The following is a 26,772-nucleotide window of genomic DNA, read 5'->3' as shown; positions in this document are numbered from 1 at the left end:
TTTTCCTCAAATTTGCACTAAGTAATCCCCATTTCTGCGGGGGTGCAGAAATAATGTTGGTGATACTGCATTGTGAAGGGACAAACGTTGGAGAATGTCTAAAGAAGCTTGAAGAATCTGCAATGGAGAAGCTCCCCCACAGGGGTAAAATCAAGGGATCTAAGATAAGAATTGGGATGGGTGCATTCATGTCCGTGTCCGTCATTCTGACAATTGACCCCGCCGAGCCATATAAACCGGGTGTCATCACGGCATACGCGGTAGCAGGTAGCAAAGAGACCGCCCTCGAAGAGCTTCAGGCCAAGCTGAACGAAAGGATTAGGCCCGATATGGTTCTTGAGGACTTCGACGTGGAGGTTTACACGACCCCCGTAACTAGGAGGACATACGCTGTAGGTGTGGTAACATACAACCGCCCGGCAAAGGGTGAATTTGAGGACATGAAACTTGTCGACAGGAGGAAGCTTCTGGCAAAGCTCTTAGAGTTGCTGAATTACAATCCAAAGGCCTTAAACATATCGGAGCTTGCTAGGATGTTTGGAGTCTCGAGGGATTCCATATACAACGACATCCAGCAGATATTGGGGGAGAGGAGGGCTAAATCTTAAACCTAAGTATCGCGCCGAGGCCGCCAAAGGCCCTGTAGAACTGCTGACCCTCCTCGGTGTCGAGGGATATTATCTCCACGTCCGAGCCCGCCTCCTCGGCCATCTTTATGAGCTCTTCCGCGACGTCCCATTTCTCGAAGCTGATGTTTTGGCTCCCACACTTCGGGCAACGAGTGAGTCGCTTCTTATAGGTCTCGAACTCCTCCTCGCTCATCGTCTTGAGCTCCTCCCAGCCGCAGGCGTTGCACTTTGCCCTCACGCGGACCTTGGCGTATCCCTCACTTATGAGCAACTTGTCAACGGCTCCTATCTCAAGGGCCTTCCTAACTTCCCTCTCTCCATAGGTCGCGAGGCCCGTATCTTTGACAACATGAGTCAGAAACGTCTGAATGAGCTTTTTTTCCTTGATCGCCTCGTGGTCCCTGAGAATGTCGCTTGCCTTCTCCACGAGCTCTCTGAGACCGTATTCGCCGTGATAGCTGATATCGACAACGCCGATAATCTTCTTCTTGAGCTCGTGGTGGAGATAGTCTCCCTCGACGAATTCCTCCTTGGTCGGCCCTGGACCGCCGATTATTATTCCTTTCAGCTCTCCCTTCTCAAGAAGGGGCAGGAAGGCTCTATTAGCGTGCTCTCCTATTCGCTTCATGAACTCATGGGTCTCCTGTTCCCTTATCCTCTCGTATCTTCGAGCTGACTGACCGCCCGCCCTCGTCTTGCCCGGTACGTTCGATGTTAGCTCGTCAAGAACCTCGATGCGCTTGCCCCTGAGCAGGCCGATTGTGGCTTCGTTCTTCTCGACGGTTATGAGGCCGTAAGCGTCCTTTGTGCGAATCATCTCCTCAAGCGGCTCGGTGACGAAAGTCTGGTCACATCGATAGAGACGGACGTTCAGCGGCTCGGGCGGGATTATCGCCCAGAGCTTTATATCCGTTACTCCCTCCATCTCGCTGACGTTGCCCACGAATAGCGCCAGACCTGTCTCCGGGGTCTGCTTGTAGAGCTTTAGGTGCTGCATGGCCCTTTCAAGGGCTCCGAGGACGTTCTTCCTTGTCGTCTTTGACTTTATATTCTGCGCCGTCCCGTACTCCTCGCGAAGCTGCTGCATGACCTTGCTTAGGTCATAGCCGGCGGGAATATAAAGGGATACGAGTTCCGTCCCTCTCCCCCTTATCTTCTTTAGCTCTTCAATCTTCTTCCTGAGCTCGTAAAGTTGAGCATCACGGTGAGACATGAGCATCACCCCCTTCTCGCGTCCAAAGGTTTAAAAGCCGGCCCGTTTATAAAGGTTTGGCATGGGGGAGGCCTTTGAGAATTGAGAGAGTCTTCGTGGAGGGACATGAGGACAGGAACGTCCAGAGAGTTCTGCGGGAGTTAGGGGTAGAAACAACTGGGGATGAAGGGGCTCCAAAGTTGGGCACCTACTATCTTGAGGTTGGAGAAGTCAAGTTCGAGGCTAAGAACCTCGAAGGCCTGAAGTCGGTTTTTGAGAATTTACTGGGCACATACGTAGTCGTCCCGGCTTACAACGAGGAAAAAACCGTAGGGAAGGTTCTAGACGAGTTGCTCGAGTACTTTCCCCCAGAAAGGATTATCGTTGTGAACGATGGTAGCAGGGACAGGACCGAGGAGATAGCGAGGGAAAGAGGCGTCCGAGTAATAACGCATCTAGTGAATCGGGGACTCGGGGGGGCCCTTGGCACGGGCATCGAATACGCCCTTAGGAAGGGAGCCAGGGCCATCGTAACGTTCGATGCCGACGGTCAGCACAAAGTCGAGGACGCTCTAAGGGTCATGAAACCCGTCATTGAGGGCAGGGCCGACCTCGCCATAGGGTCGAGGCTCAAAGGAGATGTCAGCCAGATGCCTCTGATTAAGAGGATTGGAAATACTGCATTAGACTTGATAACGACGATTTTCTCAGGTCGATACGTCAGCGATAGCCAGAGCGGCCTCCGATGTCTCTCTAGGGATTGTGCCTCCCGGATTCGGATAACGTGCGATAGGTACGCTGTCTCGAGTGAGATAATAATCGAGGCCTCGAAAAAGGGATGTAGAATAGTGGAAGTTCCAATAAAGGCGATCTACACAAAGTACTCTATGAGAAAGGGCACGAACGTTGTGGAGGGAATTAAGATAGCCTTCAATCTTTTAATTGACAAGCTGAGGTGATGGCCATGTATATGGTCCAGCACATTGCCCTCCTCGTTATCGGGCTTCTGATGGTTCATGTGCTTAAGAAGTACAGGGAGAAGGAGTTTGAATGGGGAGACTTCATATTCTGGGAGGCCCTCCTAGCAGTGCTCCTCATGGTAAGCTTACGACCCGTCGAGATATCCCAAGAAATCAAGGAAATACTTGGACTGGGCAGAGGGCTCGACGCCCTCTTCGTCGTCGCGATTGGAGGAGTTTACCTCCTCGTCTTCCGGCTCTACCTTATGATAGACAAAGTTGAAAGAGAAATAACGGAGCTGACGAGGGAGGTAGGGATAAGGCTCAGGGAGCTCGAGGACAGGATAGAGCGAAAAGCTTAATTTCTTTCCCTGGCAAAATGACCATAGGGGTGCGATTTAATGGAGCCCAGCGAGTTCAAGCTGAATCAGGAGGGCCTCAGGGCTGTGTTGCCACCTCTAGAGGCTGAGATAATGGAATATATGTGGCAAGTTAAGGCAGCAACGGCGGGCGAGGTCTATGAATACCTGAAGAAGACTCATCCAGACATCAGACGCTCCACCGTAAGCATATTGATGAACAGGCTTTGTGAGAAGGGCCTCCTGAGCAGGAGGATGGAGAGGGGAAGGGGCGGTATCAGGTACGTGTACAGCGTCACGACAAGCAGGGAGGAGTTCGAGAGAAGGATTGTGGAGAGAATTCTTGAAGCCCTCATAAACAACTTCCGCGAGGCTACTTATGCATACCTCTCTAAAATTAAGAAGTAAAGCGGGTCGAGGCTGATGCTCAGGCTCATAGTGGTGGCCCAGCTCCTCATAACCCTTCTCTCCCTCGGCCGCCTAGGATTGAGTATGGTGCTCTTCTCTGGGGCCGTGCTCTCCGCAATGTACCTGCTGGTCAGTAGGAAAATGCCTTCAGGTAGGTACTCCAAAATCCAATGGGCAGATATGCCCTGGCTATATGATGGAATAGCAAGAATGGCCGCGAAGCTGAGGATAAATATGCCCACCATTTACATTGAGGACACCTACGTGCCAAACGCCTACTCCTTTGGAACGTCCATAGTTCTCTCCGCCGGCCTCTTTGAGGTTCTCAGCGATGTTGAGATACTTGCAGTTGCCGCCCACGAAATGGGCCACATAAAGAACGGAGACACAATCCTCTTCCCTCTTGTGAGCTATGGACGTTACCTCATGCTCCTGGTCAGCGTTGCAACTGCCGTTTTATCTCATTCCACAATCGTTCGGTACATATCCCTCCTCCTATTCGTAACCTACGAGGTGGAAAGGAGAAGGTTCCTGAGGAGGAGAGAATTCAAGGCTGATGACGTGGCTGTAAGAGTACTTGACACCCCCTACGCTCTTAAGAACGCCCTTGAGGAGCTCAAATACTACGAGGACGTAAGGGAAAGGCTAGCAAGGAACACGGTCCTGCCCAGTATAGAGCCCTCCCTTGAGAGGTGGGAGAAAACCAAGTCATCTTGGACGTATCTTATGAGCACTCACCCAAGCTACGATGAGAGGATATTGAGGATAATGTCCATTGTCGAGAGCTCTAAGCTCCTTGAGGCGCTGAAATGAGGGGTGATTGCCATGGATGTTGAGGTATTCCTTGATAAGGAAAAAGCTGAGCGGATAAAGCGCATCAGGCCAACCAAAGACGAATACTTCATGCTCATAGCCAAGCTCGTCTCCCTAAGGGCTACTTGCCCGAGGTTGAGAGTTGGGGCCGTTGCCGTTAAGGATGGCTACATACTAGCCACTGGCTACAACGGGGCCCCCAGAAGTATGGACCACTGTATAGACGCAGGATGCCTTCTCGTCGACGGCCACTGCCACAGGGCCGTTCACGCGGAGCAAAACGTCATAGCGATGGCGGCAAGGAAGGGAATAAGTCTCGAGGGAGCAACGCTCTACGTGACCCACTTCCCCTGTGATACGTGCCTCAAGCTCCTAATAAACGCCGGAATAAAGGAGATAGTCTACGAGGAGATGTATCCTAATAAGGTCACGGAGATACTTCTGAAAGAGGCTCAAGAAAAGGGGCTAATCAAGATACGCCAGTTCAAACTGTCGAAAGAGAGGGTCAGACAGTTCCTTGAGGCTCTCTTCCCCGAGTTCTGCGGCTGCGAGAAGTAGCTACCTCCCAAACCTTCTCTCCCTCTTCTGATACTCCCTGATGATGCGCAGGAAGTCTATCTTCCTGAACTCGGGGAAGTACACATCAACGAAGAAGAGCTCGCTGTAGGCAATCTGGTACAGGAGGAAGTTGCTTATTCTGACCTCCCCGCCCGTCCTTATCACGATGTCCGGGTCGGGCATGTTTGGAACGTAAAGATATCGCTTCAAGAGCTCCTCGTCTATTTCTTCTGGTCTAAGCTTTCCGACAAGGGCATCTCTGACGATGTCCTTGACAGCATCCACTATCTCGCTCCTGCCCCCGTAGGCTAGGGCTATGTTCAGGACATAATTGTTGTACTTCCTCGTGGCTCTCTCAGCTTCCTCCGCGGCCTCCCTCACGTTCTTTGGCAGGAGATCCTTCCTCCCTATGACGTTCACCCTTATCCCGTATTCATGCACCCTCCTGTCTTTAACGAGTTCCCTGAACTTTCTCTCAAAAAGCTCCATAAGTCTGTCCACTTCATCTTTGGAGCGCTTGAAGTTCTCCGTGGAGAAGGCGTAGACGGTGAGCATCCTTATGCCGAGCTCGTGGCACCACTGAACTATTTCCTCTAACTTTTTGGAACCAAAAAGATGGCCGTACCAGGGTGGTTTTTCAAGCTTTCTCGCCCACCGCCGGTTGCCATCCATTATTATGGCAATGTGTTTGGGCAGGTTGCCTGCCTTTACCTTTTCGAAAAGGTATCTTTCGTAGAGGTCATAGGCAGGTTTGAAAAGAATTTTAGGGAGGTAAGAAACGAGCCTATATATCATCTCTCACTCAACCCTCTTCCGTCCCTTCAGGTGCTTCTCCGCGAGCTCGACGTATACCTCGGCGTTCTTCTTCGTCCACTCTATTTCCTCTTCGCTGAGCTGTCTAACAACCTTGCCCGGTACTCCTATGACAAGGCTATAATCCGGTATCTCCTTGCCGGGCGGAACTAAAGCGCCCGCCCCTATTATGACGTGATCTCCGATTTTTGCCCCATCCAAAATGACAGCCCCCATGCCGATTATCACATAATTACCGACTCTGGCCCCATGGATAACGGCGTTGTGGCCTATGGTAACGTATTCACCTATCTCGGTCGGCTTGCCATGAGAGGTGTGAATGCTCACGTTGTCTTGGATGTTGGAGTAACGGCCAACGTATATCCGCTCTATATCACCCCTCAGGACAGCCGAAGGCCAGACGCTCGTCTTTTCTTCGAGGACGACGTCACCTATGATGACGGCGCTTTCATCTATGAACGCGGATGGGTGAATTTTAGGTCTCTTACCATCGAGCTCGTATACCGACATCTCCACCACCGGATTCGGATTTCCCAAGAAGCTTTTAAGCTTAACCACGGAGAAAATATAAAGGCGATGAAGATAATTTCGCTAGCTGAAAGGTGATGACTACCCTCGCAACCGAGCCCTCACTTAAGCCTTTCCAATATTATGGCCGGGCACACCTTGGTTACGCCGTCTATTCTCCCTATCTTGTTCGAAATTATGTCCGCGAGGTCTTCCCCATCTCTCGCCCATATCACGGCCATTATCATGTGGTCGCCGCTCGAAAGGTATAGCTCTCTAACGAAGTCGAACTCCTTGAGCTTCTCAGCCACATCAAAGATCTTTTCGGGCCTCGTATCGACGCCAGTTATCGTTACTAGGGAATAGCCAAGCTTTTTAGGATTAAGCCTCACCGTGTAACCCTCGATTATGCCTTTTTCTTCTAGGGCCTTGACTCTCTTCCTGACGGCAGTCTCGCTGATGCCGAGCACCTTTGCTATCTCTGTGAAGGGCGTCCGGGCGTCCTTGACGAGTATGTCTAGTATAATCTTGTCCCTCTCATCTATCATTTTTCAAACCACCTAAGTCTAACTATCGCACTAAACTATTTTAAAATGTTCGGTCCCAATATTGTGGCTTCGAGAAGGATTATTATTGTGGCAAACTAAGGAGGAGAAGAGAAGAGGAGGGAAAAATCACTTCTTGACCCAGCCCCTATCAAGCATGGCCCTGTAGACCCTCTGAACAGCGACGACGTATGCTGCATCACGCATGTTAATGTTCTTCTCCTTGGCGGTGTTGTAGACGTCCCAGAAGGCCTTGGTCATCTTCTCGTCAAGCCTCTTCCTGGTCTCCTCGATTGTCCAGTAGTAGCCGGTTATGTTCTGGACCCACTCGAAGTAGCTGACGGTGACACCACCGGCGTTACAGAGGAAGTCTGGTATTATGAGGATGCCCTTCTCGAAGAGTATCTCGTCGGCCTCTGGCGTTGTCGGACCGTTGGCAAGCTCCGCTATGATTTTTGCCTTGATGTTGTCGGCGTTCTTCTTGGTTATAACTTCCTCGATGGCGGCTGGTGCTAGAACGTCGACCTCAAGCTCGAGAATCTCCTCGTTGGTTATGTTTGTTGCGCCTGGGAAGTCCTTGACCGAGCCGTGCTCCTTCTTCCACTTGAGGACCTCGTCGGCGTTCAATCCATCGGGGTTGTAAATTCCACCTCTGCTGTCGCTCACTGCAACGACCTTCATGCCAAACTCCTCGCTCATTATCTTGGCCATGTAGTAACCGGCGTTACCGTAACCCTGGATGGCAATGGTCTTGCCCTTGAGACCGTCCCAGCCAAGGGCCTTTGCCGCTTCTCTGACGGTGTAGGCTCCACCCCTGGCGGTAGCGTCAATCCTGGCGACGATACCACCAACGCTTGGTGGCTTGCCGGTGATGATTCCGAAGGATGGGTCCCTCCTCCTGCTGATGGCCTCGTACTCATCCATCATCCAGGCCATTATCTGCGGGTTGGTGTAGACGTCAGGAGCGGGAATGTCAGTGTAGGGGCTGATGACATCGTAGATGGCCCTTATGTAGCCCCTAGCGAGCCTCTCTTTCTCCCTGTCGGAGAGCTCCTTCGGATTGCAGATGATACCACCCTTACCGCCGCCGTAGGGAAGATCCATAACGGCGGTCTTCCAGGTCATCCAGGCGGCAAGAGCCTTGACGGTGCTGAGGGTCTCCTCGGGGTGCCACCTTATGCCACCCTTAGTGGGACCACGGGCCCAGTTGTGCTGGACACGGAAGCCGGTAAAGACCTTCACAGAACCGTCGTCCATCTCGACGGGAATGGTAACCTCGACAATCCTCATGGGCCTCTTGAGGAACTCAAGGGCCTCCTCACTTATGTCCATATACTGGGCAGCCCTTTCGAGCTGCTTAACGGCAATCTCATACGGGTCCTGCTCAACCATGTCTATCACCCCAATTTAGTTGATTGGCGATACAAACTTGAGCAATAGCCTATATAAACCTTTCGGTAAACAAGGGTGGAAATCCTTTTGTTTCATTTAACCCGGCACAAAAGAGGGATTTCAAGATAAAAGTCCAATCACAAAAAAGAGTTGGAGAAAAGAAGCATTGTGCGCCCGAATTTTACATACATCACTGTACACATAAGGACGGCAATGGCCCAGATATTTTAAGGAGATAAAATTGCGGGCCCTCAGTGGGAAGTCGGTCATCACAATTCAGCTCACTCCACTTCCAATCATCGGGACCCCTTGATATCTGCTACTTGCGACTTCTTCTCCTCAATCCTACCCTTTCTTCCTTCGATGATTTCTCTCTTCCTCCTTTCAATATCCTCCCTAAAGGCCCACTTGAGCAGAGGGGGGGTTATCAGCACGGACACCGTGATAAATATCAAGGTGGCGGCTATAAACTTAGATGCGTCCTCAGGCGGAATTGCTCCACCATGAATCGCCACCATCAGGTTGACAAGGGCCACCTCCGTTCTCGGAATCGATGCTATTCCAGCTTGAAGGGACATCCAAAAGTTCTCCCTCGTGAAGAGGAACTTCTTCCCCCTACCCCAAGCTGTTATCCAGGCCCCAAAGCCCCTACCGACAACCTTGCCGACAACAGCTATGACCGTCATAACCGCGGCAAGTGTCAATGCCTCCTTATGCTCAAAGACTCTAAGGTTGAGCATCGCGCCCGTGTGCACGAAGAAGAACGGTATCAGGAGACCGTAGCCTATGGCCTTCACGTCCTCCATCAGACGCCTCCCCTCGGGCAATTTAGATAGAATTAGGCCCATCATGAAGGCACCCTCAATTGCGGCCGCGAACCACCCTTCAGCGAGGGCCGCAAAGAGGAACATCATACCCACGACCATTCCCAGGACGCCTTTCTCAACGTGGAGGCGCTCGGCTAATCCCACGTAGCGGTCGATAGTGAACCACCCAATAATGCCCGTGATTATGAAGAACAAGATTATCTTGAGGGTAAGACCAAGGAGACTGCCAGTTCCAACGGCGAAGATTATCAGGGCAATCCCGAGAAAGTCGTCTATAACGCTCGCGCTCAGGGAGGCCGCACCGACTTCACTCCTGAGCACGCCAAGGTCCATCATCACCCTAACTGTTATCCCTATGCTCGTGGCGGTGAGTAGAACTCCTCCAGCGAAGGCCTCTCTGCTCGGATAACCCATCTCCATCAGGACGAACCAGCCAAGAACAAGGGGAACGAAAACTCCGAAGAGTGTAGAAACGACCGCCGTCAGACCCGTCCTCTTCAGTTGCTCAATATCCGTGTCAAGAGCTCCTAAGAAGAGGAGGAATATTATTCCGAGCTTGGCCAAGAAGCTCGCAATATCGCTGGCATCCATCGTTATTGGAAGATAGTTGGGTCGGACTATACCAAAGTAAACGAGGTTGCCAAGAAGCATTCCCATAAGGAGCTCTCCAAGCACTCCTGGTAGCTCGAACCTCTCTACTATGGCATCCCCTATCTTGGCAAGCATCAGGGAGACTCCAAGCGCGAAGAGGAGCCACGTTGCGTCCATTGGGCACCACCCACCCTCATTAATCTGATGAACTCGTTTATCAACAATCTCAGGCTGATCTCGCCCTTCAGCTTTCCTCTCTCATCCGTTATTGCGAGGATTGCAACTCTATATCTTTTCATTTTCTCAAGGGCCTCAAGCACCGTTGCTTCTTCCTCTACCGTCAGAACGTTCCTTTCCATGATGTCTCTGGCCTTCTCGGCCCCCGCCATGATAGACTTAAGCATGGAACTTATACTGCCCAGCCTTGCCCTCTGCCTTGTTGGGGGAAGCAGTATGTCAACCACGTCAAGGTATCTAATGACCCCAGTGAGCTCCATGCTTTCCCTGCTCCTTACCACCCAAACGTGATGCCTCGTTCTGAGTATCTTGAGGACGTCCACTATGGCAGATTCCTCCTCCACTATGGGCATCGAGGTTATCGGCGGCGTTATCTGTCTTACCTTCATCGAGTGGAAGGCCTGAAGTGCCCTCTCTATTTCTCCCACCACCGCCACCCGATACTGTTTTCACACCTCGGTATAAACGGTTTTCTCCTCTTCAGCCACCACTCAAAACCGGCATAACTCTGACTTCATCTTCATCCCCGACTTCAGCCTCCTCGCTGGCCACCATGCCGTTAACGATGATTATCTTATCCCTGAACTCGTCGAACCTCGGTATTACCTCCCTGAGAATTTCTCCCACTTTCTTCCTTCCCTTCACTCTAACCTCGAGTTCCCCTGCACCGGCTAGGTGAGCAAAAGCTCCCATGAGCCTTATCCTCAAGGGCATCACCAAAAGAGGTTTAAGAGCATCAGTTAAAAAACCTTCCATGTTTCGAGGCCTGAGAATCTCCGTAGTGGTGCCCGCTTACAACGAAGCGAAAAGGATAAGTGGCGTCTTGTCAAGAATTCCAGACTTCGTTGATGAAGTAATAGTGGTTGATGACGGCTCAAAGGATGAAACTGCGGATATCGCGGAGCGTCATGGTGCCAATGTGGTTAGACTGCCAAAGAACAGGGGAAAGGGTGCCGCAATGCGCGAGGGCGTTAAGAAGGCGACTGGCGACGTTATAGTCTTTATGGACGCGGACGGCCAGCATGATCCGGCCGAGATAGAACGGCTTATCCTCCCGATAGCCGAGAACCGGGCCGACTTCGTCATAGGGAGGAGGGTCATTAAGGAGGGAAGGAGGTCCCTCATAAGAAAGCTCAGTAACTTTGTAACTACAACTCTCCTGAGGCTCAAGCTTGGCGTAGATATTAGGGACACCCAGAGTGGATTCAGGGCCATTAGAAGGGATTTTTTGCCTGAAATAGAGAGCGAGCGCTATGAAGTCGAGACGGAGATCCTCATAAAGGCCGTGAAGATGGGGGCCAGGGTAGCGGAAGTTCCGGTAAGCACCACCTATGAGGTTGAGACGGGCCACTTCAGGTTTGAAGACATCGTGAGATTCCTGAAGACACTCCTCAGGTATTAGGCAAATTTATAACTTTTGGAGCCCTATCTCTATCGGTGGTTTCCTTGAGGGCCAGGACGAGGCTTCTTGATGTCAACACCGGAAACTTTACGGTTTTCATAAATCCCGAGGATGCCAAGGAGGGAAGGCTGCATCCAGAGGATCTAGTGAAGATTGAAACGGGCAAGAGGACAGTCTACGGAACCGTGGCGATCGGGGACTTTGTGGGTAGGGGAGAGATTGGAATATCGCAAGACATCCTTGAGGTTCAGCCCTTCTCCGAGGGAGAGGCCGTCGTCGTGGTTCCAGCTGGAACTCCCGAGAGCGTCCGGTACATAAGGAAGAAAATGAGGGGTGAGAAGCTGAGGAAGGTAGAGATAGAGGCCATAGTCAAGGACATCGTTGATAGGAAGCTCCGCGATGTAGAGATTAGCGCCTTCGTTACCGCCCTCGAGATAAACGGCCTCGACATGGACGAGATAGCAGCCCTAACGGTGGCCATGGCCGAGACAGGTCACATGCTCGACATAGATAGAAAGCCCATAATGGACGTTCACAGCATAGGAGGTGTCCCAGGAAACAAAACGAACGTTCTCGTCGTCCCGATAGTCGCCGCCGCTGGTCTGACGATTCCGAAGACGAGTTCCAGGGCAATAACGAGCGCCGCCGGAACGGCAGATGTCGTTGAGGTCCTTACCAACGTTACCTTGAGCCTCGATGAGATTAAGAGGATAGTGGAAAAGATTGGAGCGTGCCTCGTGTGGGGTGGAGCCCTTAACCTAGCACCCGCGGATGACATAACGATAAAGGTCGAACGCAGGCTGAGTATCGACCCGAGGGGCCTCATGCTGGCCAGCATAATGTCTAAGAAATACGCCATAGGAAGCCAGTACATTCTCATCGACATCCCGACCGGAAGAGGCGTCAAGGTCGAGAGCATGGAAGAGGCCCGCTCCCTCGCAAGAGACTTTATAGAGCTCGGGAAGAGGCTCGGCCAATACGTTGAAGTTGCGATAACGTACGGAGGTCAGCCGATAGGCCACACCGTAGGCCCGGCCCTTGAGGCAAAGGAGGCCCTCGAAGCCCTGATGACCGGAAAGGGGCCGGGAAGTCTCATAGAGAAGGCCCTCGGTCTGGCAGGGATACTCCTAGAGATGGGCGGCGTTGCCCCGGCGGGAATGGGAAAGAAGATAGCCCGAGAAATCTTGGAGAGCGGAAAGGCTTACCAGAAGATGCGGGAGATAATAGCGGAGCAGGGTGGCGATCCCGACATAAAGCCCGATGACGTACCAATCGGCGATAAGACGTACACTTTCACAGCACCGACAAGCGGTTACGTTACCGGGATAGACAACAGGGCCGTGACAGCAATAGCGAGAGAGGCAGGGGCTCCTGAGGACAAAGGGGCCGGGATAACCTTCCACGTTAAGGTCGGTGAGAAAGTTAAGGAGGGAGATCCGCTCTTCACAATCCACGCTGAAAGCGAGACAAGGCTTGACAGGGCTATAGTGCTGGCAAGGAGGCTTGACCCCATAAAGATAGAGGGAATGGTGCTTCAGAGGATAGGGAACATTTGATACCTTTCGCTTTCTTTTCGCTGGCTCAAAAGTAAGTGAAGAAAAGAGAAATTAAACGCCTTATGGAAGGAGGTCGTTGGTGAAACCATCTGCTATAACGGGTGTTTGCCGCTCGCAGTTGGCGAAGGCGTAGTCAAAGGCCTCCTCAACGGTGACGTCTGGAGTGGCAGGGTCTCCATCATGGTCGTAGAGGTCGGCGTAGCCCTCGTTGATGCCCTCAAGGAAGAAGTAGTACGTGAACTGACCGTGTCCCCACTCGGCGCTCTCAAGTGAGAACTCCCTTTCCCCAGAGGCCATGATGACTATCCTGCCATCTGCAGCTAAATCGGTCATTCCGCCTGAGTAGCAGCTGTCGAAGATGAATATTATCCTGTCAGTCGGGAAGTCCTCGAACCAGGCCCTTAGCTGTCCGTCCCATATAAGGAGAAAGCTTCCGTCCGGGTTGCCGTCGTGAGTGACTATCGCTTCGTCAATTATCTCATTATCTCCATCCTCAGCCCTTCCGGTTGAGCCATGGCCACTGAAGTAGAACACAACCTCATCTCCCGGCTGGACCTTCGACTTGAGCTCCATAACGGCGTTGTATATGTTGTAGAAGCTCGCGTCCATGTTGAGGAGGAGGATTATATTTTCTGGCTTGAAGCCGTAGACGTTAATTAAGGTGTTATAAACCAGCAGGGCATCATCGTCCGTATACTGAAGGTCGCTCGATGTGCCAGGATAATCAGCTATGCCTATGACTATTGCATACTTCTCCCCTTCAACTGGCTCACCAAGAATGCCAGTTGCAGCTGTCGTTGTGCTTGTTCCTCCACCTCTTCCGCCGCGGAATCCTCCGGCCTTTGGAATGTAGTCTACGGTTATCTTGTGCCCTATCTTCACGTCTTCAGCATACAGGGGCTTGGAGTAGTCTATTCCATGCCTCTGGGGAACAGGGGATGCTATTGGCAGACTTAGCAGAACCACCAAGACTATAAATATAGCTGAAAGCTTCTTCATGGGCATCACCGCACCTTAGTATTGACTCGTGTATAAAAATTTTTCTTTAATATTTGGATCTTCCTCAGAATGAAATTACAAGCCAACAAATTAGCTCTCTAGAAAGGAAATGAGATAAAAGAAGTTTTAGTGCTTCCCGTGCCTCTCGTACCATCCCCACTCTTTTTTTGGCCCAAAAGCCCTAACTCCTTTGTGGACGAGGGTCACTCTCAGCTCCTTGGCAATCTCAGATGTAATTTCGCCCCGCTTTTCCATCCAGTTGATTATCTCAAGTGCCTCCTCGTCGGTCTCGCACCTACGGAGGAAATCTATGATAGTCGGGTTATAACCCGAGAAGTCTATTCCCTCTTCCTCTTCCTTAAGGAACTGGTATTCATCGAGCCTAATACCCTCTATAGGAAGCCCCTCTTCCCCATCCAGCTCCTTTGCAAGGGCCGGAAACTTTTCCTTGAATTCTTCAAGCTCGTATTCCTGCCAAGGAAGCTCGTCTATCGGATTTTTCTTTTTGATATCTTCTTTCCTCTCCATAGCAAGGGCCACTCGGTAAAAACCCTTTTAAGTTTTTGGTGTTGATGCATGTTTTCAGGAGAAAGATATTTAACTTGGATGCCGCAAAAGTTCATTAACCATTTTGTGGAGAGGAGGGAGCAACATTGGAAGGCAGGTCAATAGTCTTCGCCTCCGGAAAGGGCGGAACTGGTAAAACCACAACGGTTGCTAACATCGGAGTAGCACTGGCTCAATTTGGAAAGGACGTCATACTGATAGACGCGGACATAACAATGGCAAACCTGAGCCTCATTCTCGGAATGGAAGACATTCCCATAACGCTCCACGACGTCCTTGCAGGCGAGGCAGATTTGAAGGACGCCATATATGAGGGGCCCGCCGGTGTCAAGGTAATTCCCGGTGGACTCAGCCTTGAGAAGGTTAAGAAGGCCAAGCCTGAGAGGCTCAGGGAGCTCATAAGAGAGATCGGCCAGATGGCCGACTTCATACTTATCGATGCGCCCGCGGGCCTTGAGCTGACATCTGTAACGGCACTCCTCATAGGAAAGGAGCTCATCGTCGTCACGAACCCTGAGATATCAGCCATAACAGACTCCCTCAAGACAAAGCTCGTCGCCGAGAAGCTGGGCACGCTTCCGCTCGGTGCAATCCTTAACAGGGTAACGAGCGAGAAGACAGAGCTAACCAAGGAAGAAATTGAGGCTATTCTTGAGGTCCCTGTCATGGGCATGGTCCCCGAAGATCCGGAGGTCAAGAGGGCCTCTGCATATGGTGTTCCCCTCGTCATAAAGAATCCAACAAGTCCGGCGGCCATAGCTTACAGGCAGATAGCCGCCAAGCTTGCTGGAGTTAAGTGGACTCCACCCGAACCCGAGAGCCCTGTCAAGAGAATATTCAGAGCACTCTTTGGAGGGAGGCGCTGATGAATGGGCTGGTTTACGTCCTTATCCTAATACTCTTTGTCCTCAACGTAATTCTAGCCATGCTCTACCTCTCCGCAAAGAGGAACCCCTACTATGTGGTTTACGATGAGGAAACAAAGACCGCTCTCAAGAGGCGTGTTATGCACCTTAAGGAGGACCTTGAGTCAGAGCTCACAGAGTTCGATGTTGCTGAGTGGGAGAGACAACTTGAGAAATCCCTAGAAGAAGAGATAAAGGGCCTCTGAGCCCTCACGCAGCAACTTTTTTCCAATTGGGTACAGTCATAAATCTCTTTCTTCCAATATTCATGGCCTCAATTGCCACCAGGACATCCCTAGCAACTTCCTTCAGTTCCTCCGGGATTATAGCTTCCTCACCCATCGCGTAGCTGAGCACCTCCTCCAGAGGAGCCTCCACGAGCTTTCCCTTGAACATCCTCACGAAGCCGTCTTCGATGACAACTAGAGCTTCGGGATACACCAGTCTCACAACCATTTTACTCACCTCCGTTAACTATAATATATTAAGCGGGCTTTAAGTTTTTCGCCTACCTTCTTCCTGCCGTTGTCTCCTCCTGGCCTTCTGCTCCCTTAAATAGGGATAACGCATCATATGACCACACTCCAGACATGTTATCACAACGTGGGGCATTCGTCTTTCCCTGAGCCTTACTCGAGCGTTGATGCCGGGAACGAGGAAGGCATGACACCTCTTACAGTACCTTCTCTTCCACTTTCTGGGCATCCTAACCTTCGCCTTCTGCTGAACCGCGAGCGCTATCTCCACGTACCTTCTCGCTAGCTCCCTGTCATAGGGAAAAACCCGTTCGGCCATTGTGAACAGCGTTTCTATTCTCTCAAGAGCTATCCTTTTTTTCTCCCTCTTTTCCCAGTCCCTCCTCATTCTGGCCTCACCATCCTGAGCCTTCCTAGGATTGGCTCGTATATGTAGCCGTCAGCCTTGAGCCTCTCGATTAGAATCTCAGCATCCTCCTTGGATAAGCCCCTCTCCAAAAGAGCCTCTACGAACTCTTCTCTGGTCACGGTTCCATCAACTGACGTCGCTTCAAGGTCGAGGAACACCCTAAGGGCTATCGAGGCCCTTCTATCTTCGCCAACGTATCTTCTGTGGTCCCTGAGAAGTGATATAAGCTCTTCTCTTGGAACCTCGTTGATCCACGTATCGAGAATTTCCTGTTCTATCGCCAGCACCCTCCTTACAAAGGCCCCCCTGAGCCTTCCCTCTATCCGACTCATTGAACCGAGGACGTGAAGGGAAAGGACGTACCTCCGCCCAACGTCAAGAAGGCTGTTCTTGACGAGCAGGGCATCCAATATCTCCCCATACTCCTCCCTATTTCTCCAAAGCCACCTCTCGAAGGCTTTTCTGAACTCCTCAACTTCCTCTCTGAGTGGATTAAGTGTCCCAATTTTCACCCGGCCCATAAATATCGTCGCCACCAGGTTAGGCCAGAGCTCCTCGAGCTCATGCATTTCGAAGGCAACCGGCTCGTTGAGTATGAAGGGTGTCTCGGAAAGGGAAGCGAGGTAATCCCTTGGACTCGGCCTTGCAAGCTTAGAGATTAGGAAAATCGCAGCCTTTCGAGCGAAAATGTTCATAGCCCACTTTGGAACGGGGATAGCCCTCCTCAGGAGGTTAGGAGTGGGAGAGTAGTATTTCAGGGAAGTGTTCGGGTCGAAGAGCGTGAAATCTAAACCAAGGCCCTCGTCTTCTATCTTCCACTTCCCAGCTTTCTCCAACCTAAGCTCCCTGGGAAGGAGGGCGAGGAAGCGACTCGTGAACTCGTGAATGGACTTCACTACCCTTTCATCGTCCTTGAGGACAGAAAATGTGAATCCCTCCCTCCATCCTAGGGGGTTCCCCAATATCTCCGGCCCGCCGAAAAGAGAGTACGTGAGGGCTTCTTCCACTTGCCTCGTCGCGTAGAAGGTTCTCGATATGAGATCCTCGATCTCACCCTTGGACAGAGCATATTCTTCGAGAGCCCAGTAATGGGCATAATCCGCCGGAGCTATCTCCTCCGCCACTATGACCCTCATATTGCCGCAGGGATACGGCTCTACCCTTCCCCTCACGATCACATAGTGCCCGCTCTTCAGAAGTCCCTTAATGATTGTTTTGCTGCCTATCCTCACGACGGCGTAGCCCCTGAAATCTGATCTTTCGAGCTCGCCCGGGGAGAGGGGAGAGATAAGGTACTCGATATCCTCTTGGCCAGGGCAGGGAGGTCTCCTTAGGAGCAAGAATCCATATATTTGAACATAGTCTCCCCTAAGCTCTTCGAAGAACTTCTGAACCCTCCTTCTGGGGTTCAGCCGAGGAAATACTTTCACCGCCCTGAGCAGGTCCAGCACCTCGTCCATCGTATCCAGTTAGGGGCCTGAATTTTAGAGCTTTCCTCACCAAAAAGCAATTAAATTGGTTAGGTGAATCTAATTCCAGGTGGTAGAGTTGAAAATATCAAAGAGGGAGGAAGAGTACCTCGAGGTCATGTACCTTCTCCAGAAGGACAAGGGCGTGATAAGAGTCAAGGACATAGCAAAGATATTGAAAGTGAGACCTCCGAGCGTTGTAGATGCCCTAAAGAAGCTTAGCCAGAAGGGACTTGTTCAATATGAGAAGTACGACAGGATACTCCTCACAGAGGAGGGCAAGAGAATAGCGGAGAAAACCCACTTAAAGCATCTTCTCCTCACACAGTTCTTCACTGACGTCCTTGGAATACCGACGGATATCGCCGAGGAGGACGCATGCCAGTTCGAGCACTACGTTCACGAGATAACCCTCCAGAGGATTAAGGAGTTCATCGAATACATCCAAGAGAACTGTCCTTACGTTCTGAAGCAGTTTCTGAAAAAATATAGATCAGAAGAGGCCGCCAAGGTAAGCGAAGTAGAGGACGAAGATGATGGCCAGTATGTACATTAGCGGATGGACCTCCTTCCAGCGGCCGCTGAAGACCTTGATTATCGTGTAGCTTATGAAGCCCATGCCTATTCCGTCGGCTATTGAGTACGTAAAGGGTATCGTTATGAGGACGAGGAAGGCCGGAATGGCCTCCGTCGGGTCTGTGAAGTCAACCTCTTTTATGGCACTGAGCATGTAGTAACCGACGATGACGAGGGCCGGTGCGGTAGCAAAGCCCGGAATGGAGCCGGCAAGCGGCCCTATGAAGAGGCCGAGCGCGAGAAACAGGAAGCCCGTCACGAGGGCAGTCATGCCCGTTCTTCCACCCTCCTCAATGCCAGCGGCGCTCTCGATGTATGTGGTCACGGTGGATGTTCCAAGGAGAGCACCCATTGTTGTACCAACGGCGTCCGTGAGGAGGACTTTGTCGGCGTCGGGTATCTTGCCTTCCTTAGTCAGGAACCCGGCCTTGGCACTAAGACCCGTGACGGTTCCTAGGGTGTCGAAGAAGTCGACCATGAAGAACGCGAAGATAGCACCGAAAGCACCGACGTTGAGGAGTCCCTGGAGGTCAAGCTTCAGGAAGGTGTAGCTTATGTCGGGCCAGGAGAAGAGCTTCTCAGGCCAGGGGGCAGCTCCCGTTAACCATCCCAAGATGCTGGTGACGAGTATTGATATCAAGAGAGCTCCTTTGATTCGGAGTGCAATAAGGACGGCGGCGAAGAACAGCCCGAAGAAGAAGAGGAGCACCGGCTTGGTGGCGAGGTTACCGGCATTGAGGGCCAGTATAGTTGGCCCACTCGTGATGACCCCAACATTCGAGAGCCCTATGAGGGTCAGAAAGAGGCCTATGCCTGCTCCGATAGCGTACTTCTGGCTGAGGGGTATGGCGTGGATTATGGCACTCCTGACTTTCGTCAAGGAGAGGATTATGAAGATTATGCCCTCGACGAAGACGGCCGCAAGGGCCACCTGCCACCCAAACTTAGGCGCAACCGTGAAGGCGAAGTATGCGTTTAGACCCATTCCTGGCGCAAGGGCAAAGGGCTTTTTGGCGTAAATACCCATCATTATCGTCGAGAAGCCCGCCGCAAGGGCCGTGACAGCTACAAGGGCCTCCCTAGCCTCGGGACCCATGGCGGTGCTGAGTATCTCCGGGTTCACGAAGAGAATGTACGCCATAGTCATGAAAGTTGTTACACCGGCTAAGATCTCTGTCTTCATGTCAGTGCCATACTTCTCGAACTCGAAATACTTCTCAAACCATCCCATTCCTGCACCTCCTTAGCTTTTGTCATGTCAATTGCTCGGGCATTTTTAAGGTTTATTAGACAAAAAAATGTCAATGGATTTACCCGGTGGCACCCTTGAGGGCATCCTTGCAGGGACACCCTCTCTCCTTCGGTATGTAAGATATGGCTCTCGTTATGAGGCGAACTATCTCTTCCCCCTTCTTCCCCATCAGTTCCACGACCTCGGTGTGGGTCAGCTTCCTGCCGCTCATGCCGGCCGCGAAGTTTGTCACTATGGCTACGGAGGCGTAACACATCTCCAGCTCCCTCGCGAGAACAGCCTCGGGACATTGGGTCATGCCCACGACGTCACCACCCAAAATGCGGTAGGCCCTTATCTCTGCTCTCGTCTCAAAGCGTGGGCCTTCCGTGCAGACGTAGGTCCCCCGTGGGTGATAAGACAAGCCCAGCTCCCTTGCCGCCCTTATTAGAGCCTCCCTTATCTCGGGGCAGTAAGGCTCCGTGAAGTCAACGTGGGCAACGAACTTCCACTCATGCGGACTTTCCTCCCCATCGTAGAAGGTTCTCGGTCTTGAAACTGTGAAGTCCATGAGCTGGTCGAGAATTACGAAGTCCCCTGGTTTCATTTCAGGGTTCATTGAACCCACCGCCGACGTTGCTATTATTCTTTCCACGCCCAGCTCGTGGAGTGCCCAGATGTTGGCCCGATAGTTAATCTTGTGGGGAGGAACGCTGTGCCCCTCGCCATGCCTTGCGAGGAAAGCAACTTCTTCCCCGTCCAAAAGCCCGACCCTGAGCTTAACGGGCCCGTAGGGGGTTTCCACAGTCACATCCTTCGGCTCTTCTACGGGGAATCCATAGACGCCGGAACCTCCTATAATGGCCACCCTAACCATGAGACCACCCATGATAGTGAGGAACACCACCTTTATAGGGGTATGGCAAAAGCGTTTTAAGAGGAAGACCAGAGTACTTCCCGGGAGGGCCGGTAGTTTAGCCAGGATAGAACGCCGGCCTCCGGAGCCGGAGGTCGCGGGTTCAAATCCCGCCCGGCCCGCCAGCCCACGTCATTTGTCTCCGAGCACAGCCTTTGCAACGTCCTTTCTCGGCCCCCTGAAGTATAGCACATCCGAAACGCCAACAACTCCGTGCTCTTCCCTGCCTATAAGTCTCCATTCTCTGAAGAACACGCTCCCGATGGCCAGCTGTGAAGCTATGTCCCAGAGCCTGAACTCCTGCTCCGCAACCTTATCAAAGCCCGGAAGCTTGTAATATGTCCGCCTGAACATTCCCCTCATAATGTTATAGCCCTCATGAAGCGAGATTAGCGTGTAGTCCCCTCCCTTTGCCTCTATCAGCATGTCCTTGTAGCCGATGCGATAGAGGATACCGTATACCCTGTCAGTTTCCTCGATGAGGAAGACACCATTATCTGAGAGAATGGAGGCGACGCCCGCGAAGAGCTTTACGGCATCGAAGGGATCAAAATGAGGCATCGTGAGACCCCAGAGAACTGCGATGTCATGCTTCCCCACGAGCTCTGCAACGTTCCGGGCATCCCCGATGACCTTTCTAACATCCGGCCCTATCTCCGCGATGTCCACCCAGGCGCTCACTTTTTCAAGGTCTTCCCTTCTGGCGTCCAGCACCGTAAGAAGCTTCGCACCCGTGGCCTTCGCAACAGCGGCCCCCGCTATTCCGGTGCCAGCGCAGATGTCCAGGACCCTGCCACCCCCCGGAAGGTCCGGCAAGGACTCAAAGAACTTCACTATCCGCCGGAACCTCTCCACAGCCCTTTCATCCTCAGGGTCCATCCTCCATCTCAGATAACGGTAGAGCTCCTCAAGGGACACAAAATCACCTCCCCTTCCCCTTCCTGCACCTTATATCAAGGCATATCTCATACTCTCTCCCGTCCTCCTCCCTGATTATAACGATGGGAGTGCCGTCACAGCAGGTCTTATTCGTCGGGATTATCTCGCCCCGCTGGAGTATAGGATAGGTAACATCGCACTTCGGCCAGTTGGAGCATCCGACGAACCTCTTTCCAGTCTTCCTGTTATACTTCACGACGAGGTCGCCGCCGCACTTGGGGCACTTGCCCACCACGACGATGTCCTCTCTCTTATCCTCCACGAGGTCTTCTCCTATAACTATTTTGGCGAGCTCCCTGCCTATCTCCAGCTCCTTCCTCTTGAACTCCTCCAGGATTTTCAGCAGCCGCTCCTTCGCCTCCTCTATAACGGCCTCCTTCGTGAGCTTGCCATTCATTATGAGTTCCATCTTTTCCTCGAACTCCCTCGTAAGCTCGACGCTCACTATTTCGGGCACGTGTTTCTCCAGGGTCTCCACTACCTTCATGCCGAGGGGCGTCACCTTGATGCTCTTCTTCCCCTCTATATAGCCCCTCTGGTAGAGAGTTTCAAGTATCTGGGCTCTCGTAGCCTTGGTTCCGAGGCCGAGGTCCTCCATCTTCTTAATCACAGCCGCAGGTGAGTAGCGGGCGGGCGGTTTAGTCTTCTTCTTCTCCCTCTTCACCTGAAGGACCCTAACAGGCTCGCCTCTCCTGAAACCCGGCAAGAGAACCTCATCGAACTTGACGTACTTTCCGTAAACCCTCAGCCAACCCTCCTTAACGGTCCTGGCACCGCTCAGGATGAAGCGGTGGGAACCTGCCTTAATCGTAACCTTCACGCTCTCCCTCACAGCCGGCTCCATAAAGAGGGCCAAGAACCTGCGCACTATCAGGTCGTAGAGGTTCTGCTCATCCTTCGTCAGCTCCCCCGGCTTTGGCACCTCACCCGTGGGGTATATAGCCGGATGAGCGGGATCTTCCTTCTTGCCCTCCACGGGCTTCAAGACTTCCTTGCCAAGAAGCATGTGGGCGAAGGGCCTGTATTCGGGAAGCTTGGAGAGCCCCTGAAGGATAGCCCCGAAGTTGAGGTTCTTTGGAAGTTTCTGGGACGAGGTTCTTGGATATGAGCAGTTGTGAACAACAACGCCGTTGGCGATGAAGTTGTGATAGTCTTCCACAACGAGGTCATACACCTTACCACGGTAGCGGAACTTCTCAATGCCATTTACCTTCAGAAGGTAAACGTCTCCCGTGGCGATTCTCCTCAGGTCTTCATCGGTCAGGGGAATGGCTGTTTCCTCGATGTTTATCGCACGCTTACCTGCCACTATTTCAATAACCCTTTCGAGGTCTTTCCGCTTGACTATGAGAAAGCTCCTCAGAACTTCGTAAAACCTGGGAACATCTTTGGGATAAACTTTCAACTCGTACACGACTCCGTTTTTATCTTTTTTCTCCAGCAGATAAGTCCTGACACCCAAGAGCTGCCACATCAGCTTGATGGTATAGATTACTTCCTTGTTCTTCGACGTCAGCACTATCTGGGGCGAGAGCGACTTTCTGCTTCCAGTGGGCTTAACTCTTATATGGGCATCAGCGTCACAGTAGCCTGCAAGGAAAGCCGCTATCCACCCAGGTCTTGATACAACAATACCCTGGATTCTAAATGTTCTCGTCTTGTTCCCATATGAGCAACCGAGCAGTTCAAAGAGCCTTGTCAGGGACTTACTGCGGATAATTATGAGCTTATACTTTGCATCGTACCTGAATGGCACTCCTAGGGAATTGGCGACCTCCCTGATGGCTCTCACGATGTCCTCTTCCCTTTCCTTTGCGGATATCACTAATGCGCCATTCTTTACGGTATAACTGCTACCGACAACAAAACCGTACAGATACCAGAACTCCTCGCTGAACTCGAAGCTGATTGGGGAGAGAGATGTGCTGTAGGCAAAGCCTCTAAACACACTTCTGAGTTCCTCCCGAGAAATAACTCCTTTGTCAAGCAGGAACTTCGCGATTGGCACGGGCATCTTGCCGCGGAGGTAGTTGTAATACGTTGACTCCCGTATGTTGAATTCTGCCATCACCTCAACCTTCAAACCCCTTTCCTTGAGCCTCCTCCTGAGATCCTTTCCGAATTCGGGGTCGTACAGGATGTAGTCCTTCATCGTGCGGGCGTTTTCTAAGAGGAAGTCAAGAAGTGTTGGCGGATTTTCTCTACCTTTAAAGCCTTCTCTTGCAATCACGAGAACGACCTGGTCGCTCTCCTTCAATTCTTCCGCTGGGACAAAAATGAGCTTATCGTCACGGCAAACGAGCACCGGATGGTCGGCGGTCAGATAAAGCTCGGTTCTGTCACCCAGGGTAACCTTGTACATAAGTTCGTCTGCATCACGCTCGAGGAGGCGGTATCTAGCCCTCGAAAGCTTCAGGTTAAAGTCGAGTGCAAGCACTTCTCCCTCTTTGGGTAGTTCGGCTATCTTCTTAATCCCGTCCGGGGTGGGTATTAGGGAATCCGGATGGAGGCAGTATCCTTTTTCATACAGGCTCTGCGCTATGTCGAGGGTCTTCTTAGGAGAGTAACCGAAGGCCGAGTAGGCTTCCCTCTGTAGAGTTCCAAGGTCAAAGGGGACGGGGGGATTCCTTTGGAGCCTCCTAACATCGATGTTCTCGACGATCGCATATCCTTTCCGGGCCTCCTGAACTATTCTCTTGGCTTCCTCCTCGTCCCAGACCTTGTCCTTCTCGTACGTGGCCGTCAGCTTCCGCCCATTCTTCTCGAGGATGAGCTTGATGATCCAGTAAGGCTTGGGCACAAAGTTCTGAATCTCCCTTTCCCTGTCCACTAGGAACTTTAGCGTCGGTCCCTGAACTCTACCGGTTGAGAGGACTACCCACTTTCCGCTGGCCCTTTTGATCGCGTGCGTTAGCGCCCGGGAGAGGTTCACTCCCCAGTACCAGTCGAGGACGTGACGAGCTATTCCAGCCCCCGCCATTCCAAAGTTTATTGTCGGCTCAAGGTTATACCACGCCTTAAGAAGATCCCTTTTTGTAAGGGCAGAGAACTTCATGCGCTTGGCTTTCCTGGGGTCGACGCCACAGGCATATTTTAGTGCGGTGTAGCCTATGACCTCGCCCTCCGTATCGTAATCCGTGGCCACGACAAACTCTTTCGCCCTCTTCGCGAGAACAGAAAGAGCCTTGATATAATCCTTCGCGTACTCCTTCCCTTTCTCCGCAACGTAAACGGGCACCCACTCGATATCGAATATTGGATAGCCAAAGAAGTCCCGCTTTGGGGCGAGGCCGTAGAGATGGCCCACTGCGGGGGCCACTATGAGCCTTTTCCCGTCCCTTGTCAGCTCGTAGTAGGGAACGCCGTAGATTGATTTCTTCACAGGTCTACCTTCGGCGAGGGCCGAGGCTATCTTGCGGGCGACGTTGGGCTTCTCGGCTATTATCAGGATCATCTTCCTTCCTCCACCCTCCTAATAAGCTCCTTAATCCTCTCGACTTTGTATTCCTCTATTACTCTAAGCACGCTCTCGAGCTCCCTCTCCTTCTCTTCCTCCGCCCATTCCTCGAGCTTTCTCCTCACGGCCTCCTCAAGGGCATTCCTCTCGACTACGGCAAACTCATCAACTCTCTTAACCTCAATCTCCCCTTCGAGGAGGACTGGAATTTTCCTTTCCCTCAAAGCCTCATAAACGGGAACGGGAAGTTCTTTTACGGTTATCAGGGCCTTAATTCTCTTCGCGGCCAGATGTTCCCCAATGCTCCTCCCCGCACCTGCTGGATTCAGCACGTAGAGGACATCACCCTTCTTTATTCCCACATTGCCTTCGAGCTCCTCTATCTCTTTCCAGGTCAAGTTCTCAATGACCTTAACTGGGATGACCTTTCCCCGGAGCTCCATGAGGCGCATCCTCTTCGTGAGCGCTAAGTCCCTGCTGAGCTTCTCTACCATCTCCCTCGCCTCTCTGAGCTTCTCCTCTAGCTGGGCTATTCTCCTGTCTCTCGCCTGAATTTCCTTCTCCCTTATGATCTTCGCCCTAACCTTTTCGTCGAATTCCCTCAGCATCTCCTCAAGCCTCTCTATCCTCTTCCTCTGCTTTTCCACGAGGCTCCTGAGCTCGGCGTTCTCCCTCTCCAAAATCTCGATGGTCCTCTCAAGTTCTCTTATTCTCTCGAGATAGGGCGTTACGTCCACCTCGGGCTCGTGTTTCTCCTTAACATCTTCCTTCGGCCTCTCGGCCATCTTAACCTTCATTATGGCCTCGCCAAGGTTGTAGCCGCTCAGAACGAGGGCCTTTATTTCATTCCTCTTCTTCCAGAGGCCCAGCTCCTTGAGTCTTGCCTCTATGTGCTCAAACTTCGGCTTATAGCGGAGATATGCCTTGTAGGCAGCAGCCAAAGCATCGCGCTGGTGGTCGTCCTCCACGGTTATGCCCAAGCTCCTAAGTAACTCGTTCTTTTCCTCAACCTTCAGACTCTCCCTTGGAACGAAGAGCTGGGCCTTGAAGGAGCGGGCCATCTTCTCCACGAGGCCCGGCGGTGGGTTCACGTCCGTCGCTATGATTATCGGATGGCCGAGTTCGCTTATGAAGCGAACTATTTCACTCAAGGCCATGTTTTTTTCACTGTAAACGGCGACCACGTTCCCGTCTAGATCAACGGCCGCTATACCGACAGTTATCCCGGGGTCGAGGCCGATTATTATGCTCCTCCTCTCCTCTATTGCCCTCTCAACCCTCAGTGGAACGAACTCTAGGACCTTCCTCTCCACGGGCCTTATCCTAACCTCAACATCCCCGCCACGCATAGGTCTTACGAGCCCCGCCAACTCCTCTCTGCTCGCGTAGACCTTGAACTCACCCCTCGCGACTCCTCTGTCTCTTTCCTCCGTTTCAAGATCAAAAGGAATGTCCGCTCTGCGAAGGGTTTCCTCTATCTCCCTCACCTTGGCCTGAACGAGACTGTAAACTCTTCTCCTGTAGCGATCTTGACTCCAGCCTCCCTTACCTTGGCTCCTGCCCCTAGTAACGGTTATTATAACCTCATCCTCAAAAGCGAGGACCTCATAGCCGACTCCCTTGGCCGCGAGCAGGGCACAGACCTTAGCCTCCTCGTAGGGGTCAAACTTGTCCCCTATTCTGATGCCGTGCTCTCTTGCGAGACTCCAAAGGGAGCGCTGTTCGCCTGGCCTACCAGTGACCTGAACAAGTTTCGTTCCCTCCGGCAACGCCCGCAAGAACTTTCTCAGATCATTGCCCAATTCGGTAACGCTGTCCATGGCAACTATGTCGGGCCTCTTGGCCCTTATGAAGCGTATCAAACGGTATAGGGTAAACTCACCCTTCTTCTCGAGCTTTCCGTTGAACCAGCTCACGACGGCGAACCTCTTGGGGTCCTCGCTGATTATGTCGAGGCCGAGTACGAGAATACGCATCACCCTCATGGAGCGCTTTCTGTGGGACACTCACCAACCGGGCTTAAAAGGTTTGATGGCGGAA

Annotated in this window: 29 protein-coding genes and 1 tRNA gene; 12 read left to right on the top strand and 18 right to left on the bottom strand. The window is 52.1% G+C overall.

What is annotated here, in order from left to right:
• The first annotated feature begins 53 nt into the window (after window positions 1–53).
• Entirely contained in the window at window positions 54–608 is a 555-nt protein-coding gene (locus tag PYCH_RS02460) for an HTH domain-containing protein (RefSeq protein WP_013905245.1), read from the top strand.
• On the opposite strand, the gene prf1 is transcribed toward PYCH_RS02460, so the two are convergent.
• Window positions 598–1,842: a peptide chain release factor aRF-1 gene (gene prf1, locus PYCH_RS02455; RefSeq protein WP_013905244.1), complete on the bottom strand. Its 1,245-nt coding sequence runs from the start codon at window positions 1,840–1,842 to the stop codon at window positions 598–600. The two genes, PYCH_RS02460 and prf1, sit on opposite strands and share 11 nt — an antisense overlap.
• Window positions 1,843–1,916: 74 nt before the next feature.
• On the opposite strand from prf1, the gene PYCH_RS02450 reads away from it, so the two are divergent.
• Genes PYCH_RS02450 through PYCH_RS02430 form a run of 5 tightly spaced genes read left to right on the top strand, consistent with a single transcriptional unit; the run spans window position 1,917 to window position 4,918 of the window.
• Complete coding sequence (locus PYCH_RS02450) at window positions 1,917–2,780, top strand: glycosyltransferase family 2 protein (protein WP_013905243.1); 864 nt, start codon at window positions 1,917–1,919, stop codon at window positions 2,778–2,780.
• A gap of 5 nt (window positions 2,781–2,785) precedes the next feature.
• Window positions 2,786–3,142, top strand: a complete 357-nt coding sequence (locus tag PYCH_RS02445; protein WP_013905242.1) for a DUF2304 domain-containing protein — start codon at window positions 2,786–2,788, stop codon at window positions 3,140–3,142.
• A gap of 39 nt (window positions 3,143–3,181) precedes the next feature.
• Window positions 3,182–3,547 (top strand): BlaI/MecI/CopY family transcriptional regulator, encoded by a 366-nt coding sequence (locus PYCH_RS02440; protein WP_013905241.1) that lies wholly within the window; start codon window positions 3,182–3,184, stop codon window positions 3,545–3,547.
• A 15-nt stretch (window positions 3,548–3,562) separates the two neighbouring features.
• Window positions 3,563–4,360, top strand: a complete 798-nt coding sequence (locus PYCH_RS02435) for a M48 family metallopeptidase (protein ID WP_013905240.1) — start codon at window positions 3,563–3,565, stop codon at window positions 4,358–4,360.
• 12 nt (window positions 4,361–4,372) lie between these two features.
• Entirely contained in the window at window positions 4,373–4,918 is a 546-nt protein-coding gene (locus PYCH_RS02430) for a deoxycytidylate deaminase (RefSeq protein WP_013905239.1), read from the top strand.
• Here the strand turns inward: PYCH_RS02430 and uppS are convergent, their stop codons facing one another.
• The 7 genes from uppS to PYCH_RS02395 form a co-directional block, all read right to left on the bottom strand.
• On the bottom strand, window positions 4,919–5,713 hold the full coding sequence (gene uppS / locus PYCH_RS02425) for a polyprenyl diphosphate synthase (RefSeq protein ID WP_013905238.1): 795 nt from the start codon (window positions 5,711–5,713) through the stop codon (window positions 4,919–4,921).
• A 3-nt stretch (window positions 5,714–5,716) separates the two neighbouring features.
• Entirely contained in the window at window positions 5,717–6,241 is a 525-nt protein-coding gene (locus PYCH_RS02420) for a gamma carbonic anhydrase family protein (protein ID WP_013905237.1), read from the bottom strand.
• A 119-nt stretch (window positions 6,242–6,360) separates the two neighbouring features.
• The gene (gene lrpA / locus PYCH_RS02415; protein WP_013905236.1) at window positions 6,361–6,786 is read right to left on the bottom strand and encodes an HTH-type transcriptional regulator LrpA; all 426 of its coding nucleotides are present in this window, start codon (window positions 6,784–6,786) and stop codon (window positions 6,361–6,363) included.
• 126 nt (window positions 6,787–6,912) lie between these two features.
• Complete coding sequence (gene gdhA / locus PYCH_RS02410; protein ID WP_013905235.1) at window positions 6,913–8,175, bottom strand: glutamate dehydrogenase; 1,263 nt, start codon at window positions 8,173–8,175, stop codon at window positions 6,913–6,915.
• A gap of 296 nt (window positions 8,176–8,471) precedes the next feature.
• Entirely contained in the window at window positions 8,472–9,770 is a 1,299-nt protein-coding gene (locus PYCH_RS02405) for a cation:proton antiporter (protein ID WP_013905234.1), read from the bottom strand.
• Window positions 9,728–10,219, bottom strand: a complete 492-nt coding sequence (locus PYCH_RS02400) for a CBS domain-containing protein (protein WP_048058349.1) — start codon at window positions 10,217–10,219, stop codon at window positions 9,728–9,730. The genes PYCH_RS02405 and PYCH_RS02400 overlap by 43 nt, the downstream gene beginning before the upstream one ends.
• A 91-nt stretch (window positions 10,220–10,310) precedes the next feature.
• The gene (locus PYCH_RS02395) at window positions 10,311–10,538 is read right to left on the bottom strand and encodes a MoaD/ThiS family protein (protein WP_013905232.1); all 228 of its coding nucleotides are present in this window, start codon (window positions 10,536–10,538) and stop codon (window positions 10,311–10,313) included.
• Window positions 10,539–10,584: 46 nt separating this feature from the next.
• Between PYCH_RS02395 and PYCH_RS02390 the strand changes: the two genes are divergently transcribed.
• Both PYCH_RS02390 and PYCH_RS02385 read left to right on the top strand, forming a co-directional pair.
• Window positions 10,585–11,232 carry a glycosyltransferase family 2 protein gene (locus tag PYCH_RS02390; RefSeq protein ID WP_048058348.1) on the top strand — a complete coding sequence of 216 codons (648 nt, stop codon included), beginning with the start codon at window positions 10,585–10,587 and terminating at the stop codon, window positions 11,230–11,232.
• Between the two features lie 44 nt (window positions 11,233–11,276).
• A complete protein-coding gene (locus PYCH_RS02385; RefSeq protein WP_013905230.1) occupies window positions 11,277–12,788 on the top strand; it encodes an AMP phosphorylase in 1,512 nt (503 codons plus the stop codon).
• Between the two features lie 60 nt (window positions 12,789–12,848).
• On the opposite strand, the gene PYCH_RS02380 is transcribed toward PYCH_RS02385, so the two are convergent.
• Together PYCH_RS02380 and PYCH_RS02375 are read right to left on the bottom strand one after the other, a co-directional pair.
• Window positions 12,849–13,793 (bottom strand): caspase family protein, encoded by a 945-nt coding sequence (locus PYCH_RS02380; RefSeq protein ID WP_013905229.1) that lies wholly within the window; start codon window positions 13,791–13,793, stop codon window positions 12,849–12,851.
• 120 nt (window positions 13,794–13,913) lie between these two features.
• Window positions 13,914–14,315 (bottom strand): DUF2095 family protein, encoded by a 402-nt coding sequence (locus PYCH_RS02375; protein WP_048058167.1) that lies wholly within the window; start codon window positions 14,313–14,315, stop codon window positions 13,914–13,916.
• A 125-nt stretch (window positions 14,316–14,440) separates the two neighbouring features.
• Here PYCH_RS02375 and minD point away from each other — a divergent pair, with 125 nt between their 5' ends.
• Both minD and PYCH_RS02365 read left to right on the top strand, forming a co-directional pair.
• Window positions 14,441–15,220 carry a cell division ATPase MinD gene (gene minD / locus PYCH_RS02370; protein WP_013905227.1) on the top strand — a complete coding sequence of 260 codons (780 nt, stop codon included), beginning with the start codon at window positions 14,441–14,443 and terminating at the stop codon, window positions 15,218–15,220.
• On the top strand, window positions 15,220–15,465 hold the full coding sequence (locus tag PYCH_RS02365) for a hypothetical protein (RefSeq protein ID WP_013905226.1): 246 nt from the start codon (window positions 15,220–15,222) through the stop codon (window positions 15,463–15,465). The genes minD and PYCH_RS02365 overlap by 1 nt, the downstream gene beginning before the upstream one ends.
• A gap of 4 nt (window positions 15,466–15,469) precedes the next feature.
• On the opposite strand, the gene PYCH_RS02360 is transcribed toward PYCH_RS02365, so the two are convergent.
• The 3 genes from PYCH_RS02360 to PYCH_RS02350 are packed head-to-tail and all read right to left on the bottom strand — an operon-like array spanning window position 15,470 to window position 17,604.
• On the bottom strand, window positions 15,470–15,715 hold the full coding sequence (locus PYCH_RS02360) for a hypothetical protein (protein ID WP_013905225.1): 246 nt from the start codon (window positions 15,713–15,715) through the stop codon (window positions 15,470–15,472).
• Between the two features lie 39 nt (window positions 15,716–15,754).
• Window positions 15,755–16,123, bottom strand: a complete 369-nt coding sequence (locus tag PYCH_RS02355; RefSeq protein WP_013905224.1) for a ribonuclease P protein component 4 — start codon at window positions 16,121–16,123, stop codon at window positions 15,755–15,757.
• Window positions 16,120–17,604: a hypothetical protein gene (locus PYCH_RS02350; RefSeq protein ID WP_013905223.1), complete on the bottom strand. Its 1,485-nt coding sequence runs from the start codon at window positions 17,602–17,604 to the stop codon at window positions 16,120–16,122. Before PYCH_RS02350 ends, PYCH_RS02355 begins: the two co-directional genes overlap by 4 nt.
• 88 nt (window positions 17,605–17,692) lie before the next feature.
• Here PYCH_RS02350 and PYCH_RS02345 point away from each other — a divergent pair, with 88 nt between their 5' ends.
• Entirely contained in the window at window positions 17,693–18,169 is a 477-nt protein-coding gene (locus PYCH_RS02345; protein WP_048058166.1) for a metal-dependent transcriptional regulator, read from the top strand.
• Here PYCH_RS02345 and PYCH_RS02340 read toward each other — a convergent pair.
• Together PYCH_RS02340 and mtnP are read right to left on the bottom strand one after the other, a co-directional pair.
• On the bottom strand, window positions 18,107–19,420 hold the full coding sequence (locus tag PYCH_RS02340; protein WP_013905222.1) for an NCS2 family permease: 1,314 nt from the start codon (window positions 19,418–19,420) through the stop codon (window positions 18,107–18,109). The two genes, PYCH_RS02345 and PYCH_RS02340, sit on opposite strands and share 63 nt — an antisense overlap.
• A 79-nt stretch (window positions 19,421–19,499) precedes the next feature.
• The gene (gene mtnP / locus PYCH_RS02335; protein WP_048058165.1) at window positions 19,500–20,297 is read right to left on the bottom strand and encodes an S-methyl-5'-thioadenosine phosphorylase; all 798 of its coding nucleotides are present in this window, start codon (window positions 20,295–20,297) and stop codon (window positions 19,500–19,502) included.
• An 86-nt stretch (window positions 20,298–20,383) separates the two neighbouring features.
• On the opposite strand from mtnP, the gene PYCH_RS02330 reads away from it, so the two are divergent.
• Window positions 20,384–20,461, top strand: a tRNA-Arg gene (locus PYCH_RS02330).
• Between the two features lie 7 nt (window positions 20,462–20,468).
• On the opposite strand, the gene PYCH_RS02325 is transcribed toward PYCH_RS02330, so the two are convergent.
• The 3 genes from PYCH_RS02325 to PYCH_RS02315 are packed head-to-tail and all read right to left on the bottom strand — an operon-like array spanning window position 20,469 to window position 26,708.
• A complete protein-coding gene (locus tag PYCH_RS02325; protein WP_013905220.1) occupies window positions 20,469–21,254 on the bottom strand; it encodes a class I SAM-dependent methyltransferase in 786 nt (261 codons plus the stop codon).
• A gap of 4 nt (window positions 21,255–21,258) precedes the next feature.
• Complete coding sequence (topA, locus tag PYCH_RS02320) at window positions 21,259–24,729, bottom strand: DNA topoisomerase I (protein ID WP_013905219.1); 3,471 nt, start codon at window positions 24,727–24,729, stop codon at window positions 21,259–21,261.
• Window positions 24,726–26,708: a DUF460 domain-containing protein gene (locus tag PYCH_RS02315; protein ID WP_048058347.1), complete on the bottom strand. Its 1,983-nt coding sequence runs from the start codon at window positions 26,706–26,708 to the stop codon at window positions 24,726–24,728. The genes topA and PYCH_RS02315 overlap by 4 nt, the downstream gene beginning before the upstream one ends.
• Window positions 26,709–26,772: the final 64 nt, after the last annotated feature.

This window comes from Pyrococcus yayanosii CH1, assembly GCF_000215995.1.
Lineage (GTDB): Archaea > Methanobacteriota_B > Thermococci > Thermococcales > Thermococcaceae > Pyrococcus > Pyrococcus yayanosii.
This window is presented reverse-complemented; position numbering and strand designations above follow the sequence as displayed.

Excerpts from the sequence above, each read along its gene's own strand:
- PYCH_RS02460 (WP_013905245.1), top strand. The coding sequence starts at position 54 with ATGTTGGTGATACTGCATTGTGAAGGGACAAACGTTGGAGAATGTCTA.
- prf1 (WP_013905244.1), bottom strand. The coding sequence starts at position 1,842 with ATGTCTCACCGTGATGCTCAACTTTACGAGCTCAGGAAGAAGATTGAA.
- PYCH_RS02445 (WP_013905242.1), top strand. The coding sequence starts at position 2,786 with ATGTATATGGTCCAGCACATTGCCCTCCTCGTTATCGGGCTTCTGATG.
- PYCH_RS02440 (WP_013905241.1), top strand. The coding sequence starts at position 3,182 with ATGGAGCCCAGCGAGTTCAAGCTGAATCAGGAGGGCCTCAGGGCTGTG.
- PYCH_RS02435 (WP_013905240.1), top strand. The coding sequence starts at position 3,563 with ATGCTCAGGCTCATAGTGGTGGCCCAGCTCCTCATAACCCTTCTCTCC.
- PYCH_RS02430 (WP_013905239.1), top strand. The coding sequence starts at position 4,373 with ATGGATGTTGAGGTATTCCTTGATAAGGAAAAAGCTGAGCGGATAAAG.
- uppS (WP_013905238.1), bottom strand. The coding sequence starts at position 5,713 with ATGATATATAGGCTCGTTTCTTACCTCCCTAAAATTCTTTTCAAACCT.
- PYCH_RS02420 (WP_013905237.1), bottom strand. The coding sequence starts at position 6,241 with ATGTCGGTATACGAGCTCGATGGTAAGAGACCTAAAATTCACCCATCC.
- lrpA (WP_013905236.1), bottom strand. The coding sequence starts at position 6,786 with ATGATAGATGAGAGGGACAAGATTATACTAGACATACTCGTCAAGGAC.
- gdhA (WP_013905235.1), bottom strand. The coding sequence starts at position 8,175 with ATGGTTGAGCAGGACCCGTATGAGATTGCCGTTAAGCAGCTCGAAAGG.
- PYCH_RS02405 (WP_013905234.1), bottom strand. The coding sequence starts at position 9,770 with ATGGACGCAACGTGGCTCCTCTTCGCGCTTGGAGTCTCCCTGATGCTT.
- PYCH_RS02400 (WP_048058349.1), bottom strand. The coding sequence starts at position 10,219 with ATGAAGGTAAGACAGATAACGCCGCCGATAACCTCGATGCCCATAGTG.
- PYCH_RS02390 (WP_048058348.1), top strand. The coding sequence starts at position 10,585 with ATGTTTCGAGGCCTGAGAATCTCCGTAGTGGTGCCCGCTTACAACGAA.
- PYCH_RS02380 (WP_013905229.1), bottom strand. The coding sequence starts at position 13,793 with ATGCCCATGAAGAAGCTTTCAGCTATATTTATAGTCTTGGTGGTTCTG.
- PYCH_RS02375 (WP_048058167.1), bottom strand. The coding sequence starts at position 14,315 with ATGGAGAGGAAAGAAGATATCAAAAAGAAAAATCCGATAGACGAGCTT.
- PYCH_RS02365 (WP_013905226.1), top strand. The coding sequence starts at position 15,220 with ATGAATGGGCTGGTTTACGTCCTTATCCTAATACTCTTTGTCCTCAAC.
- PYCH_RS02360 (WP_013905225.1), bottom strand. The coding sequence starts at position 15,715 with ATGGTTGTGAGACTGGTGTATCCCGAAGCTCTAGTTGTCATCGAAGAC.
- PYCH_RS02355 (WP_013905224.1), bottom strand. The coding sequence starts at position 16,123 with ATGAGGAGGGACTGGGAAAAGAGGGAGAAAAAAAGGATAGCTCTTGAG.
- PYCH_RS02350 (WP_013905223.1), bottom strand. The coding sequence starts at position 17,604 with ATGGACGAGGTGCTGGACCTGCTCAGGGCGGTGAAAGTATTTCCTCGG.
- PYCH_RS02340 (WP_013905222.1), bottom strand. The coding sequence starts at position 19,420 with ATGGGATGGTTTGAGAAGTATTTCGAGTTCGAGAAGTATGGCACTGAC.
- mtnP (WP_048058165.1), bottom strand. The coding sequence starts at position 20,297 with ATGGTTAGGGTGGCCATTATAGGAGGTTCCGGCGTCTATGGATTCCCC.
- topA (WP_013905219.1), bottom strand. The coding sequence starts at position 24,729 with ATGATCCTGATAATAGCCGAGAAGCCCAACGTCGCCCGCAAGATAGCC.
- PYCH_RS02315 (WP_048058347.1), bottom strand. The coding sequence starts at position 26,708 with ATGCGTATTCTCGTACTCGGCCTCGACATAATCAGCGAGGACCCCAAG.